The organism is Sphingomonas faeni, from assembly GCF_003053745.1.
In the GTDB taxonomy this organism is placed as follows: Bacteria; Pseudomonadota; Alphaproteobacteria; order Sphingomonadales; family Sphingomonadaceae; genus Sphingomonas; species Sphingomonas faeni.
In genome coordinates this window covers 970,209-984,294 of sequence record NZ_QAYE01000001.1, presented here as the reverse complement: position 1 = coordinate 984,294, position 14,086 = coordinate 970,209, and the positions used below count along the sequence as shown (strand labels likewise).

Sequence of the window (14,086 nt, the reverse complement as noted above, 5' to 3'; positions counted from 1 at the left end):
CAAAATCCGGATTTCGTTCAGGACAGATACGGGTTCGGGGCGTATGCTGTCCACATGGTAGCATCGATGTTTAAAACGAGCCTTCTCCTTGCAGTCGTGGCGGGGACGGTCGCCGCGTCGGGAGGCGGGCAGCAGACCCTGGATCGCTACAGCACGCAGTTGGCTAACATGGGCCCCAATGCGCAGCCGATGGCAACGGATGGCGCGATCGCCTCGACCATTGCGCAGTGGCGGGCGTTGCAGCAGACGGATGCGTTGCCGTTCGACAGCTATGCGGGCTTCCTGATGGCGCATCCGGGCTGGCCTAACGAGACGGCCAACCGGCGTGCGGCGGAGCGCAAGGCGGTGACCGGATCGCCGACCAGCGTCGTTGCGTTTTTCCGCCGCTATCCGCCGCAGTCCGCGTCGGGCGGTGTCGCGTATGCGCGGGCTTTGCAGGCGACCGGCGCGCGGGATCAGGCTTATGCGGCGGTGCGGACGGCGTGGCGGAGCGCCGGCCTGACGCCGACCGACGAGGCGATGGTGGTGTCGGGCTTTCCGGGCGCGCTGACGCCGGACGACCAGGATGCGCGGATGGATGCGCTGTTGTGGGCGGGCCAGACCGGCGTGGCGCAGCGGCAACTGGTCTGGACGAGTGCAGCGCGGCGGCCGATCTTCGAGGCGCGGCTCGCGTTCCGGACGAATGCGCCGAACGCGTCGGATATCTCGGCGTCGACGCAAACCTTGTATGCGAACGACGCGGGCTATGTCGCAGACCGGGCGCAGTGGTTGCGCAATTCGGGGGCGAGCCCGTCGGCGCGGGCGTGGTTGGCGCGGCCTCGGTCGCTGGTGACACGGCCGGGCAATGCCGCTGAGTGGTATGAGGTGCTCGTCACCAACGCAAACGGCGCGGCGAACGACGGGCAATATCAGGTCGCCTACGACATCGCGCGGCAGATCGACGATGCGTATCCGTATGGCGCGGACATCGCGGCGAAATCCTATGCCGAGCGCGACGAATATACCAATCTCGCCTGGCTCGGCGGACGGGTGGCGATGAAGCAACTCGGGCGGCCGGCAGATGCGATGACGCTGTTCGACCGGTATGCGCGCGGCTCGCGCTCGCCGCAGGTGCGGTCGAAGGGATATTACTGGGCGGGTCGCGCGGCGGAGGCGGCTGGCTTGGCGCCTCAGGCGGCGGCGTTCTACGGCCAGGCGGCGGGGTACCGCGATCAATATTACGGGCAGTTGGCGAACGAGCGCACCGGGCGCGCGTTGGTCGCGCCGCCGTCGGTCGCCTCGATCGTCGTGGATCCATCAGTGCGCGCGGCGTTCGATCGGCGCGAGACGGTGCGGGCGGTCAAGTTCCTCGGTCAGATCGGCGACTGGCAGGACCAGACCGCGTTCGTCCGCCAGATCGCGGCGGACGCTACGACCGATACCGATCATTTGCTCGCCGCCGAGCTTTCGAAGAGCATCAACCGGCCGGACCTCGGCGTGATGGTCGGGCGGAGTGCGCTGGCGAACGGCCTCAGCGATTATTCCGCGGTCGGCTTCCCGATGGTCGCGGTGCCGGCGGGGTACGAGGATAACTGGACGATCATCCACGCGATCTCGCGGCAGGAGAGCCAGTTCGATCGTGCCGCGGTGAGCCACGCCGGCGCGCGCGGGCTGATGCAGCTGATGCCGGCGACCGCGCGCGAGCAGTCGGGGAAGATCGGCCTCGCGTACAACCAGGCGGCGCTGACGACCGATCCGAACATGTCGATCATGCTCGGGTCGAGCTATTTCCAGCGGGTCTACGCCAATTACGGCAGTTATCCGCTGGCGGTGGCGGCGTATAATGCGGGCGGGGGCAACGTGAACAAATGGCTCCGCGCGAACGGCGATCCGCGGACCGGGACCGTGGACATGGTCGATTGGGTCGAGGCGATCCCGTACCAGGAGACGCGCAACTATGTGCAGCGGGTGCTGGAGAATGCGGTGGTGTACGACCTGCTGAACCCCGCGCGGGCGAAGAGCCGGGGGGCGGCTCGGTTGTCGTGGTATCTGGGGAAGAACCGGCCGGGTTGAGGTCGCGCTACCTCATAAAATTGTTCTCCCGCGAAGGCGGGAGCCCAGACTGGGCTCCCGCCTTCGCGGGAGAACATGGTAGGGCACCGCATGGATCGCCCCAACTACATCACCCCTGCCGGCTACACCATTCTTCGCGAGGAATATGAGCACCTGCTCGCTGGCGAACGGCCGAAACTGGTCGAGGTCATCTCGTGGGCGGCAGGCAACGGCGACCGGTCCGAGAACGGCGATTACATCTACGGCCGCAAGCGCCTGCGCGAGATCGACCGGCGGCTCGGCTGGCTGTCGAAGCGGATGAAGGCAGCGAAGGTCGTCGACCCGGCGGCGCAGGAAGATCGTTCGCGCGTGTGGTTCGGCGCGTGCGTGACGGTCGCGGACGAGGATGACGTCGAGCGGATTTTGACCTTGGTAGGCGACGACGAAACCGACGCGAGCAACGGGCGGATCGGCTGGAACTCGCCGTTCGCACGCGCCTTACGCGGCGCTGCGGTCGGTGACGTGCGGCGGGTAGACCTCCCCGCCGGCGAGCGCGAATATGAGGTGATGGCGATCGAGTATCCGTAATTTGCGATCCTCCCCCGCCAGGGGGAGGTGGCTGGCGCTTGCCAGACGGAGGGGGAGGTAAGGGAAACCGCTGTTCCGTGTCCTCCCCCTCCGTCACCTGCGGTGCCACCTCCCCCTGGCGGGGGAAGATCGTGAGTTGCCGGCGAACGATCCGTTTCGATTTACGCGAATTGACCTCCGCCCGTGCCCGTGGGACATTTCGTTTACGCAACGACTCCGAAGATACCCCATGCCGATACCCGCCACCTGGTCCGCCCGTCTGCTCAGCGTCATGCGCATCGTCGTCGCGCTGGTGTTCTTCAGCCACGGCATCTCGAAATTCTTCGGCCTGCCGCCCTTCCCGATGCCGATGAACCCGCTGCTGACGGTCGCCGGCGCGCTCGAAGTCGTCGGTGGCGGGCTGCTGATCATCGGCCTGTTCACGCGGCCGGTCGCGTTCGTGCTGTCGGGCATGTCGGCGGTCGCGTATTTCATGGCGCACATGCCGAAGGGCCCCTTCCCGATCGCCAATGGCGGCGAGGCGGCGGTGCTCTACTGCTTCGTGTTCCTGTACCTCGCCGCAGCCGGTGGTGGCGCGTGGAGCGTGGACGCGGCGCGCGCGCGGGGCTAACCTTGCGCGCATGATCGATACCACAACGCGCAATGTCGCCCTCCTGATCGACGCGGACAATGCGTCCGCGGCGACCCTCGACCCGGTGCTGACCGTCCTTGCCGAGCTCGGTACGGTCAACGTCCGGCGGGTCTATGGCAACTGGTCAAAGCCCGCGCTGAAGGCGTGGAGCGACATGTCGATCAAGCACGGCATCGAGCCGCAGCAGCAGTTCGACCTGACCAAGGGCAAGAACGCGACCGACATGAAGATGACGATCGACGCGATGGACCTGCTGTTCCGCGGGCGCATCGACGGCTTCGGGATCATGTCGTCGGACAGCGATTTCATGCCGCTTGCGACGCGCATCCGCCAGGACGGCATCCCGGTATACGGGTTCGGGACGAGCCGCACGCCGGAAGGGTTCCGCCAAGCGTGCACGCGGTTCATCGACGTGGGTGCGCTGAACGAGACGTCGCAGGCTATGCCCACGCCGGCGCCTGCTCCGGTGGCTGGCGAGAAGCCCGCTACGCCGGCGCCGGCCGCTCGGCCGAAGACCGCGCAACCGATCGACGAGCAGGTGATCAAGTTGCTGATCGATGCGTATAATGCGGTGAAGCGGGACGAGAAGGGGTATGCCAGCGTTGCCGAACTGGGGCAGTTGGCGGGGAACCGGTCGAGCTTTGATGCGCGTAATTACGGGTTCAACCGGCTGTCGGACCTGATCGAGACGATCCCGAACTTCCAGCACGAGCGGCGCGAAGGTGGGCGTTCGTTCGTGAAGCGGTTGCGGTAAACCTTCTCCCCTCACTGAAAGGGAGGGGTCGGGGGTGGGTCGGCTTCCGCATATCCGAACCGTGGAGACACGAGCCGGCCTACCCACCCCCCTCCCTTTCAGGGAAGGGAGCGCGTTTGGCCTCACCCGGTAGGCTGCAACCGCCCGCCCGGCTCGCTCAGCCCGTGCGCCTGTTCCTCGCTGTCATCCGGGACGACCAGCGCGCCCTTTCGCCAATTCCCGTAGCGGTAATACCCGACTGCGATCGCCAGCGTTGCGAGCGACCCTAGCGGAAAGCTCCACCACAACGCGTCCGCGCCGAGCCACGGTTTCGCCACCAACGCAAAACCGATCCGCACCGGATACAGCGCGACGATCAGCGCGATCAGCGGTGCGATCACCGCGCCGTTCGCACGGACGGTCGAGAACAGCACCATCGTCGCGCCGAACAGGATGAAATTCCAGCTCGCGATCAGCTGGATATGTCGTGCGATCGGCAGCGCGGGGCTCGCGCCACCGATGAACAGCGTCATGACCGGACGATCGAAAAGGATGACCACGCCGACCATCGCACCGGTCAGCGCAATGTTGAAGAGCAGGCCGTACTTCGTGATGTCGCCGACGCGGTCCCAGCGGCCTGCACCGATATTCTGCGCCGCCATCGAACTGACCGCCGCACCGATCGCCAGCGCGGGCATCTGGATATAGGTCCAGAGCTGCTGCGACACGGCATAGGCGGCCGCGGTATCGACGCCGAGCCGGTTGACCAGCCCGACCATCGCGAGGCCGGCGGTCGACATGACGAGCATCTGCGCACCCATCGGCAAGCCTTTCCGGACGATCGTGCCGGTCAGTGCGCGCTCGGGGATGAGGTAGCGGAGTTCGTTGCCGCGTAGCCGCAATGGCAGGTCGCGCTTGTAGATGTAGATAATCAGCCCGAGCAGCGAGACGTGGCTGGCGATCAGCGTCGCCATTGCCGAGCCGGCGATCCCCATTTGCGGGAACGGCCCGATACCAGCGATCAGCAGCGGGTTGAGGCCGCTGTCGAGCAGCGCGCTGAGCAGCATGAACCAGAGCGGCGTCATCGAGTCGCCGGTGCCGCGCAGGCCCATCATCAGCAGCACCATCATCATCGACGCGGGCAGCCCCAGGAAGATCACGCGCAGGTACGCGAGCGCGAGCGGCATCGCGTCGCCGGGGGTGGCGAGCAAGTGAAGGATTTCGGGCGCGAACACCCAGCCGAGCGCGGCGATCACGATCGCGCCGCCTAGGACCAAGCCGACCGCGGACCCGAACGCGCGGCGTGCGCCCTCCAGATCGTGGCGGCCGAAGCTCTGGCCGACAAGGATCGTCGCCGCCATGCCGAACCCGAACACCGCGCCGAAGGTGAGGAACATGATGATGTTCGCGTTCGACGTCGCGGCGAGTGCGCCTTCGCCTAGGTAGCGGCCGACCCAGATCGCGTTGATCGAGCCGTTGAGCGATTGGAGGATGTTCGAGCCGAGCGTCGGGAGCGCGAAGGCGAGGAGCGTACGGCCGATGTGTCCGGCGGTGAGATCGCGCTGGTTGGGTTTACCGCGGCGTTCGGGCTTTGCGCTGGAGGGGTCGCGGGGAACTGCGCGGGTCTCGACGTCGGGTGGAAGGTCGCTCACACAGTCTCTCCGTCAGGCCGAACTCGGTCCGGCAACCACCGGCGAACGGGCAGGCGCCTTGTCATGTCGAGTGCCTAGTCGCGGAGTGAACTCCGGAACAAGCCGGTAGGTCCCACGCGTGAACCAAGCGCGCCGTGTTTCCCCGCGAAGGCGGGGACCCAGACTGGGCTCCCGCCTTCGCGGGAGAACAAGATCGCGGTCGGATACTTTGCACGGCAGAGCCACCCCGCCTCGAACCGTCACCCCAGCGAAAGCCGGGCGTATCCCGTTATCGGCCGGCCGGGGTGGTTACTCACTGGGATACTCCAGCTTTCGCTGGGGTGACGGGTTGGGTTTGAGTGAGACGGCTGTACGACACACATTCCCCTCCCGCTTGCGGGAGGGGTCAGGGGAGGGCGCGACGTACGTACTGGCGTCCGGCTTTTGAGGCACGCCCCTCCCCCAGCCCCTCCCGCATGCGGGAGGGGAGTAGGTCAGCCCAGGCGGCCGAGTGCAGCCTGCAACCGGGCGGCTTCGGCGGCCTTGTCGGCGTGGTCGGCCTTGGCCTTTTCCACCGCTTCCGGCTTGGCACGTTCGACGAAGCTTGCATTGCCCAAGCGACCCGACAGCGCGTCGCGCTCCTTCTCTGCCGCCGCGATCGCCTTGGTCAGGCGGGCGCGTTCGGAGTCTAGGTCGATGACGCCTTCGAGGGGCAGGACGAACGTGGCCTCGTCGACCACGACCTGCGCCGCGCCGCCGGTGGCTTCGCCTTCGGCGTGCGTGACGCGGGCGAGACGCGCGAGCGCTGGCGCCTGGCGTTCGAGCCGCGCCAAGGTTGACGCATTAGCATCGCGGACGTGGAGCGGCAGGCGCGCGCCTGGCGGGACGTTCAGTTCATTCCGCGCGGTGCGGATTTCCTGAACCAGGCGGATCAGCCAGTCGACTTCCTTGCTCGCCTCGGGATCGAGCGCCCGCGCGTCCGCCATTGGCCATTGCGCGACGATCAGGTCGTGATCGCGCGGGCCCATCGCGTGCCACAGTTCCTCGGTGATGAACGGCATGAACGGGTGGAGCAGGACCAGGATCTGGTCGAGCACCCAGCCTGCTACCGCCTTCGATTCATCGTCGATGACGCCGCGCTCGTCGCCGACCATCTGCGGCTTGATGAGTTCGAGATACCAGTCGCAGAAGCGGCTCCACGCGAACTGGTAGATCGCGTTGGCGGCGCCGTCGAAGCGGTAGTCGGCAAGTGCGAGGTCGACCGTCTGGACGGTCGCGATCGTCTCGGCGATGATCCACTTGTTGACGGCGAGGTCCGCGCGCGGCGCCTCCAGCGTCGTGCTGGCGACGATGCCGTTGGCCTGCGCGAAGCGGGCGGCGTTCCACAGCTTGGTGGCGAAGTTGCGATAGCCCTCGACGCGCTTCTCATCCATCTTGATGTCGCGGCCCTGGCTCTCCATCGCCGCCATGAAGAAGCGCAGCGCGTCGGCGCCGTAGGTGTCGATCAGCCCGAGCGGGTTGACGACGTTGCCCTTCGACTTCGACATCTTCGCGCCGTCCGCCGCGCGGACGAGGCCGTGGAGATAGAGCGTGCGGAACGGCACGTCCTTCATGAAGTGCAGCCCCTGCATCATCATCCGCGCGTTCCAGAAGAACAGGATGTCGAAGCCGGAGACGAGGACGTCGTTGGGGTAGCGACCGCCCAACTGCTTCTGCCCCCTCTCCCCTGCGGGGAGAGGGTCGGGGTGAGGGGTCGTACCGGACGCTGCGCTGCTTGGCTGCCCCTCACCCTGGCCCTCTCCCCGCAGGGGAGAGGGAACGGCACCCTCCTCAGGCCAGCCGAGTGTGGCGAAGGGCCAGAGGGCGGAGGAAAACCACGTGTCGAGCACGTCGGGATCGCGCGTTAACGTCACGCCCTCACCCGCAAGAGCCTGCGCTTCAGCCTCGGTCTCGGCCACGTACGGCGTACCGTCGGGTCCGAACCACGCCGGGATCTGGTGACCCCACCACAGCTGGCGCGACACGCACCAGGGCTGGATGTTGTCCATCCAGTTGAAGAAGGTCTTCTCCCAGGTCTTCGGGACGATATCGATCGCGCCGGTCTGGACCGCCTCGATCGCGGGCTGGGCGAGCGTCTTCGCGTCGACATACCATTGGTCGGTCAGCCACGGCTCGATCACCACGCCCGAGCGGTCGCCATATGGCGTCTGGATCGTCCGTGGTTCGGCATCGTGCTCTTCGCCGTCCTTGTCGACGTGCGCGATGAGGAAGCCTTCGTCCTTCAGCCGAGCGACGACGGCCTTCCGCGCCTCCGCCGTCGTCAGTCCGAGCAGTTCGGCCGGGATTAGCCCGTCCGACACTTGGACGACACGCGCCTTCGCATCGAGCATGTTGAGCATCGACCCCGCGGCCATCCCTGCCCGCTTGCCGACCTCGAAATCGTTGAAGTCGTGCCCCGGCGTGATCTTGACCGCACCCGAGCCGAGTTCCGGATCGGCATGGTCGTCGGCGATGATCGGGATCAGGCGTCCGGTGATAGGCAGCTTCACCTGCTTGCCGATCAGCGCGGTGTAGCGCTCATCCGCGCCGTTCACGGCCACCGCCATGTCGGCGAGCATCGTTTCGGGCCGCGTGGTCGCAACCTCGATGAAGCCCGATCCGTCTTCGAGCGGATAGCGCAGATGCCAGAAGCTGCCCTTGATCTCGCGCGTCTCGACCTCGAGATCGCTGATCGCGGTGCCGAGGCCGGGATCCCAGTTCACCAGGCGCTTGTCGCGGTAGAGGAGCCCCTGCTTGTGGAGGTCGACGAACACCTTCAGGACGGCCTTCGAGAAGCCCTCGTCCATCGTGAAGCGCTCGTTCGCCCAGTCCATCGAGCAACCGAGCCGGCGGAGCTGCTGCGTGATCTCGCCGCCGCTCTCTTCCTTCCACGCCCAGACCTTGGCGACGAACTCCTCGCGCGTCATGTCTGTGCGCTTCTGCGGGGGATTGAGCGCGCCCATCTGGCGCTCGACCACCATCTGCGTCGCGATGCCGGCGTGATCGGTGCCGACCACCCACAACGCATCCTTGCCCTTCAGCCGCGCGTGACGCGTGAGGATGTCCTGCAGCGTGTTGTCGAGCGCGTGGCCGATGTGCAGCGAGCCCGTGACGTTGGGCGGCGGGTTGACGATCGTCCACGGCTCGGCGTTCGGACGGTCGGGGCGGAACTGGCCGCTCGCCTCCCAATGCGCATACCAGCGCGATTCGATGGAGGCCGGGTCGAAGGTTTTGGGAAGCTCGCTCATGCCAATGGCCTTAGCGAGCGTGTCGGGGCTAGGCCAGCCTTGGGAAGCGTGTGGGATTTGGAATCGGCGTTGCCGCGCTTCAACCGGCCTACCCACCCCCAGCCCCTCCCTTTCAGGGAGGGGAGCAGGTTGGTTTAGGGCTGCTGGTTCATGATCTTGGCGATTTCGCGCGAGACCATGTCCTCGACCATGTTGGGAAGGTTGGCGTCGATCCACTCGCGCAGCATGGGGCGAAGCATTTCGCGCACCAGGCCCTCAAGCGTGCCGTCATTGCCTGTCTCGGGTTTTACCATCATCCGCGTCAACGCCTCGAGCGGCGCGCGCGTTGCAGCGGCGGTGTGGCGCGAGACGATCGGCTCGGCCGCAGCATCGGTGGCCGGCTGCAGCTTGGCACTCGGCGCGACCTTCGGCGGCGCCATTTGCGGCGCGGCGTGGCGTGGTTCGGGCGGGGTATCGGCGGCATTGAGCACCGGGGACTTGGGCGGACGCGGCGTACGATCGGGCATGGGGTCGCTCAGTTCGAGAATCTCGTCGTCGTCATGGTCGCCGTCGAAATAGGCGGGATCGAGATCGACCGGCGCGGACGTCGCACGCGCAGGGCGACGCGACCGGCCCGGCGTGTCGCCCTCTTCCGCGATGATGCGTTTAATCGACGAGAGGATTTCCTCCATCGACGGCTCGCCGTTGACATCCCCCATCCGGACCATCCCAAACCCCGTTGCCCCGCGCGCCCCTATTGGCGGCTCGGCGCGTCCTTACCTGTCGTCAAGGCGGGGTTCCTGTCAACCGGCGTATCGAGCAACGGGTCGGACTGCGCCTGAACCGTGGCGTTCTGCGCGGGCGACTGCGCGGTGCGAGTGGCGACCGGCACGGGCTCGCCGTCGCCGCCGAAATCCCAGATCTTGTGGCGGACGCGGTTGTAGTTCGCGACCGGATCGTAGAGCACGCCGCCGTCGAGCCCGAGGTCGCGCGCCTCGGCCTGGCCCATGGCCGCCAGCAGCGCGAAGCCTGCGACATACGCATCGCGCCGCGCGGTCACGAGCGTGACCTGGCTGTTGAGCAATTCCTGTTCGGCATTGAGGATGTCGAGGATCGTGCGCGTGCCGACGCTGTTCTCGGCGCGAACGCCTTCGAGGCTAAGCTTGTTCGCGTTGACCGCGGTTTCGGATGACTGGATCACCTGCTCCGACGAGCGCCAGATGGCAAAGGCGGAGCGCGCCTGCGCGATGACGTTGCGCTCGGTCGCGGTGACGTTCTCGATCGCGCGCGACTGGTACGCCTCGGCCTGGCGAACCTGTGCGGCGGGGCGCCCGCCCTGGAACAGCGGCAGGGTCAGCGACAGCCCGGCCTGCACCGACTTGTTCACGTTGGGGAAGGTGATGGCGCTGCCGTCGGCATTCGACGCGGAGCCGAGATAGTTGGTGTAGCTGGCGCCCCCGACCGCACTGATCTGCGGCAGGCGGCTCGCGCGGGCGACGCCGACATCGTAGCGGGTCGCGTCGCGTTCCTTCGCGGCGGCGATCAGCACCGGGTTGTTGTCGATCGCCACGGTGACGGCCGAGGCCGGGCTGTCGGGGAGATGCGGCAGCGTCGGGGGGGCATCGAGCGAGCCGGGTGGCGTCCCGACGAACTGGATATAGCTTTCGCGGCTGGATATCAGATTGGCTTGCGCGGACTGGAGCTGTGCGCGGGCGAGCGCGAGGCGCGCTTCGGACTGCGCCACGTCGGTGCGCGTCAGGTCGCCGACCTGGAAACGGTCGCGGCTGGCCTGGAGGTTGACGTCGAGCACGCGGACGTTCTGCGTGTTCAGGCCAACGATCGCCTCGTCACGGATCACGTCCATGTACGCAGCGACGACGTTGGTGAACAGGTCGGCTTCGGTGCTTCGCAGCGTCGCGCGGCCTGCCTCGACGCGGGTCTTGGCCGCGGCGACCGAGTTGCGGACCTGCCCGCCCTGGTACAGCGGCACCGAGACATTGGCGCGCGCCGCGACCTGACGCGGCAAGGCGGTGAAGCTGTTCGCCGCGGTAACGACGAATTCGGTATAGTCGCCGGTGGCGTTGACGGACGGAAGTCCGGACGCGCGCGCAATCGGGACGTTCTCGTCAGTGGCACGCAGGGTTGCCCGCTGCGCCGTGATCGTCGGGTTGGTGTTGTACGCCTTGACCAGCGCCTCTCGCAGCGTCTCCGCGTGAAGTGGTGCAGCGCTATACGTCAGCGCAACACTCAGGAGCAGACTGCGGAGAAGTGCGGCGCGGGCCATGGTTTTCTGCTCAGAACCGGAAGGGTTTGGGGGCGTCGAAGCCAGGCAGGCTCACGCATTCGACATCGACGAACGCCGAGAGCGCAAACCCGCCATCGGTCTTGCGGCCCGATGCGAGCCGGGTCAGTCCGCGCTCGGCGATCCCTGCGGTCACGCGACCGCCCGACTTGACCTGCGCGACCAACGCGTCGGGCACGGTCTCGATCGCCCCATCGACGATCAGCACGTCATAAGGCGCGCCGGCGGCGTGGCCGTCCTGCATCGGTGCCTCGACGAGTTCGACGTTACCGGTTCCAGCAAGTGCCTCGCGGGCGATCGCCAGCAAGGCAGAATCGCTCTCGACCGCGACGACCGAGCCGACGATCTCGGCCAGCACCGCCGCGGTATAGCCGGTCGCGGCACCGATCAGCAGGACGCGGTCGGTCGCGGTCAGATATGCTTCGGTGAGCAGACGGCCGGTCGCCATCGGCAGGTTGGCGTAGCGTCCGCGTCCCAGCGGGATCGTCGCGTCGCGGTATGCGAGTGCGCGGACGTCGGCGGGCATGAACGCCTCGCGCGGCACGCGTGCCATCGCCGCCACGACGCGCTGGTCGTTCACCGCGTTGGTGCGCAACTGGCTCGCCACCATAGCGTGACGCATCGTATCGAACGCTGCGGGAGCCATGGACACGGTAGTCCCGCCGATCTCATGGGTATCGGCTGCGAGCGAGGGAGTATCGAGAGTCGTCGTCGTCATGGCGCATCCTGTCGCACAACTGTTTTAGCCACGCAATACACTTGTTTCGGATCGCTCCGATATCGCGCGGCCGGATATGGTCCGTCTGTTATCGCGTGGGCGCGGCAACGCCAAGCATCGGTTGGTCGGATTTCGCCACGTTTCACACGGGCGTCGGCGGCGCGCCCGCGGGGGACCGGGAGACGCCCCGCCCGCCCGTGTGACACCGAGATGCCGCGAACGGGGCGTCGAGGGCGCACGAGAAATCCCGGCAACACCTCTGCGCCCGTCCTTAGCACCCGATCGCGGAACCGTCCCGCGAAATGACCCGCTGTTGCGTCGCGCGGGTCGAGTCGCGCGGCTGCGCATCGCGGGCCGGCGCCTTTTCGATGTCGTGCAGCACCTGCGTCGGCGATCCCAGCACAGCGTTCCGCGCCTTGAGGCTTGCCTTCAGGAACGGCTTGGTCAGCGCCATGAACCGTCGCGGGGTCATTCCCAGGAACGTCGCCGAATCGCGCAGGAAATGTGAGGCATCGAAATACGAGCGGTCGATCGTCGTATAATCTGCCTCGCCGCCGGCCATCATCAGCCGGACGAACGACCGCAGGAACCGTGCGCGCAAGAGGAGCATCTTGGGCGGGAACCCGAAATGGCGCACTGACAGGCGGCGCAGCGCGTGCGTCGGGATGTCGAGTTGCGCGGCGGCGGACGCGATGTCGGTCGGGCCATCGGTCGCGAGTATCTCCATCAACTGCCGGATCTGCGGCGCATCGGCATGCGGCAACCCCAGCCGCGCGAGCAACATCGCATCGAGGATCGGTGCGACGGCGGCATCATCCGGGGCGCCCTGCAAGCCCGCCACCAGATCGCGCGTGAAGGCCTTGCCGAGCACGTCTTCCAGCGGCACGATGCGATTGCGGAAATCGCCGGCCGATCGCCGGAACAATCGCGCCCATCCCAGCGCGCTGATCCCGAAGCCGATCATCACGCCGCCATGCGTCACCGCCTTCAACGCCTGGTTGGTCGGCCCGAACAGACTGGCCGCAGGCAGCGGGTCGTAGGTCCGCCGGCCAATCGAGACCGCGATCGGCCCCGCATCGATCGCGATCCGCACGTTGGCGGTCGCCGGCAGGAACCAGTCCACCTGCCCCGCTTCGCTACCCGTGTCGGTTCGATAGACGTGATAGCCGGTGATATAGTCGGCGAGCGCGGCGGCGGGCCGGTCATACCGGATTGCCATGCCGGACGGCATCGCGAACACCTCGTCATCGACACCCGTCGTATTCGTGCCGCCCGCAATCCTGTCCGTCTTCAAGCGCCCGCCCCTAAAAGCCATTAACGTCCTTGCACTTAACCCTAAGCAAAGACGCTGACGTGTGCGAGTCACGATACGAGGCCAGGGACGGTAGCGCGCGCCGAAAACCGCCTGCGGCGACGTGCGAGTCGAGGCTAACCAGATTATTCCGCTGCGGACCGCAACTGCCGGTTGACCGCAGCGGAAAAACGAAGCATTTGCGCCGCCTTCACGCAATCGGGGCCCGATGGCGGAGTGGTGACGTAGAGGACTGCAAATCCTCGCACCCGGGTTCGATTCCCGGTCGGGCCTCCAAATTGTCTAACCGTTATCTTTTAGACACTTGCGTTGTCTAACTAGGCCTCATCGCGGATTCGGTTCACCGTTGCGGACGGGAATGTCTGAACGGAGAGGGAAGCGGACATTACCGGGGGTGCTCGCAACCCATTGCCCCCATGGCATTTTCAATCCACTTATCCCGAGTAGTTTGGGCGCTGCTCTGATTGTATTTGCCATCGCCTCCCTCACTTTAGGATCGCACGAGAAGTCGAGCGCAAGCCTACTGTTCCCGGTCGCGTCTAGCCATCGGACTTCGGCACCGTCAAAATCAGTCGAGAGTTCCGAGCATTGGGGTTGGTCATTTAGCGATAACGTGCCGTTTGGTCGGAAAGGGCTCAGGTTGTCCCGGAACTGCGCGAACGCCGTCACGTGCACACGACGTAAACTACGCTCGACGGTCCAGTCGCTGTATTGCCCCAACCAGTAGCCATGCTCGATCCAAACACGCCCGTCAGATGACGCGATAATTTTAACGTTATCACAGCGACCACAGAAGGGGCCGGGTCGATTTTCCAAGGTGATGAGTTGGCCATCGGGCGATGGAGGAGAGCGCGGCGGTGGTGCGAAATACGAG

The 14,086-nt window shown here is 66.3% G+C and carries 10 protein-coding genes and 1 tRNA gene; 5 read left to right on the top strand and 6 right to left on the bottom strand.

From position 1 onward, the window contains the following. Positions 1–66 precede the first annotated feature (66 nt). From C8J25_RS04530 to C8J25_RS04515, 4 genes are all read left to right on the top strand, one after another. A complete protein-coding gene (locus tag C8J25_RS04530; protein WP_425275444.1) occupies positions 67–2,052 on the top strand; it encodes a lytic transglycosylase domain-containing protein in 1,986 nt (661 codons plus the stop codon). A gap of 90 nt (positions 2,053–2,142) precedes the next feature. Then, positions 2,143–2,619 (top strand): transcription elongation factor GreB, encoded by a 477-nt coding sequence (gene greB, locus C8J25_RS04525; RefSeq protein WP_107952411.1) that lies wholly within the window; start codon positions 2,143–2,145, stop codon positions 2,617–2,619. Between the two features lie 229 nt (positions 2,620–2,848). Further along, positions 2,849–3,229 carry a DoxX family protein gene (locus C8J25_RS04520; RefSeq protein ID WP_107952409.1) on the top strand — a complete coding sequence of 127 codons (381 nt, stop codon included), beginning with the start codon at positions 2,849–2,851 and terminating at the stop codon, positions 3,227–3,229. A gap of 10 nt (positions 3,230–3,239) precedes the next feature. Beyond that, positions 3,240–4,004, top strand: coding sequence for an NYN domain-containing protein (locus tag C8J25_RS04515; RefSeq protein ID WP_107952708.1), 765 nt, complete (start codon positions 3,240–3,242; stop codon positions 4,002–4,004). A gap of 122 nt (positions 4,005–4,126) precedes the next feature. Here the strand turns inward: C8J25_RS04515 and C8J25_RS04510 are convergent, their stop codons facing one another. The 6 genes from C8J25_RS04510 to C8J25_RS04485 all read right to left on the bottom strand — a co-directional run bounded on the left by C8J25_RS04510 (position 4,127) and on the right by C8J25_RS04485 (position 13,194). Then, entirely contained in the window at positions 4,127–5,635 is a 1,509-nt protein-coding gene (locus C8J25_RS04510; RefSeq protein ID WP_107952406.1) for an MATE family efflux transporter, read from the bottom strand. Positions 5,636–6,108: 473 nt separating this feature from the next. Next, positions 6,109–8,901, bottom strand: coding sequence for a valine--tRNA ligase (locus tag C8J25_RS04505; RefSeq protein WP_107952404.1), 2,793 nt, complete (start codon positions 8,899–8,901; stop codon positions 6,109–6,111). 134 nt (positions 8,902–9,035) lie between these two features. Then, positions 9,036–9,599, bottom strand: a complete 564-nt coding sequence (locus C8J25_RS04500; protein WP_167397656.1) for a DUF2497 domain-containing protein — start codon at positions 9,597–9,599, stop codon at positions 9,036–9,038. Between the two features lie 35 nt (positions 9,600–9,634). Further along, on the bottom strand, positions 9,635–11,164 hold the full coding sequence (locus tag C8J25_RS04495; RefSeq protein ID WP_107952402.1) for a TolC family outer membrane protein: 1,530 nt from the start codon (positions 11,162–11,164) through the stop codon (positions 9,635–9,637). 10 nt (positions 11,165–11,174) lie between these two features. Next, positions 11,175–11,828, bottom strand: a complete 654-nt coding sequence (locus tag C8J25_RS04490) for a protein-L-isoaspartate O-methyltransferase family protein (RefSeq protein WP_107952704.1) — start codon at positions 11,826–11,828, stop codon at positions 11,175–11,177. A 343-nt stretch (positions 11,829–12,171) separates the two neighbouring features. Next, positions 12,172–13,194 (bottom strand): helix-turn-helix domain-containing protein, encoded by a 1,023-nt coding sequence (locus tag C8J25_RS04485; RefSeq protein WP_107952400.1) that lies wholly within the window; start codon positions 13,192–13,194, stop codon positions 12,172–12,174. Between the two features lie 220 nt (positions 13,195–13,414). On the opposite strand from C8J25_RS04485, the gene C8J25_RS04480 reads away from it, so the two are divergent. Then, positions 13,415–13,488: transfer RNA gene (locus C8J25_RS04480), tRNA-Cys, on the top strand. Positions 13,489–14,086: the final 598 nt, after the last annotated feature.

Excerpts from the sequence above, each read along its gene's own strand:
- C8J25_RS04500 (WP_167397656.1), bottom strand. The coding sequence starts at position 9,599 with ATGGGGGATGTCAACGGCGAGCCGTCGATGGAGGAAATCCTCTCGTCG.
- C8J25_RS04520 (WP_107952409.1), top strand. The coding sequence starts at position 2,849 with ATGCCGATACCCGCCACCTGGTCCGCCCGTCTGCTCAGCGTCATGCGC.
- C8J25_RS04495 (WP_107952402.1), bottom strand. The coding sequence starts at position 11,164 with ATGGCCCGCGCCGCACTTCTCCGCAGTCTGCTCCTGAGTGTTGCGCTG.
- C8J25_RS04515 (WP_107952708.1), top strand. The coding sequence starts at position 3,240 with ATGATCGATACCACAACGCGCAATGTCGCCCTCCTGATCGACGCGGAC.
- C8J25_RS04505 (WP_107952404.1), bottom strand. The coding sequence starts at position 8,901 with ATGAGCGAGCTTCCCAAAACCTTCGACCCGGCCTCCATCGAATCGCGC.
- C8J25_RS04530 (WP_425275444.1), top strand. The coding sequence starts at position 67 with ATGTTTAAAACGAGCCTTCTCCTTGCAGTCGTGGCGGGGACGGTCGCC.
- greB (WP_107952411.1), top strand. The coding sequence starts at position 2,143 with ATGGATCGCCCCAACTACATCACCCCTGCCGGCTACACCATTCTTCGC.
- C8J25_RS04490 (WP_107952704.1), bottom strand. The coding sequence starts at position 11,828 with ATGGCTCCCGCAGCGTTCGATACGATGCGTCACGCTATGGTGGCGAGC.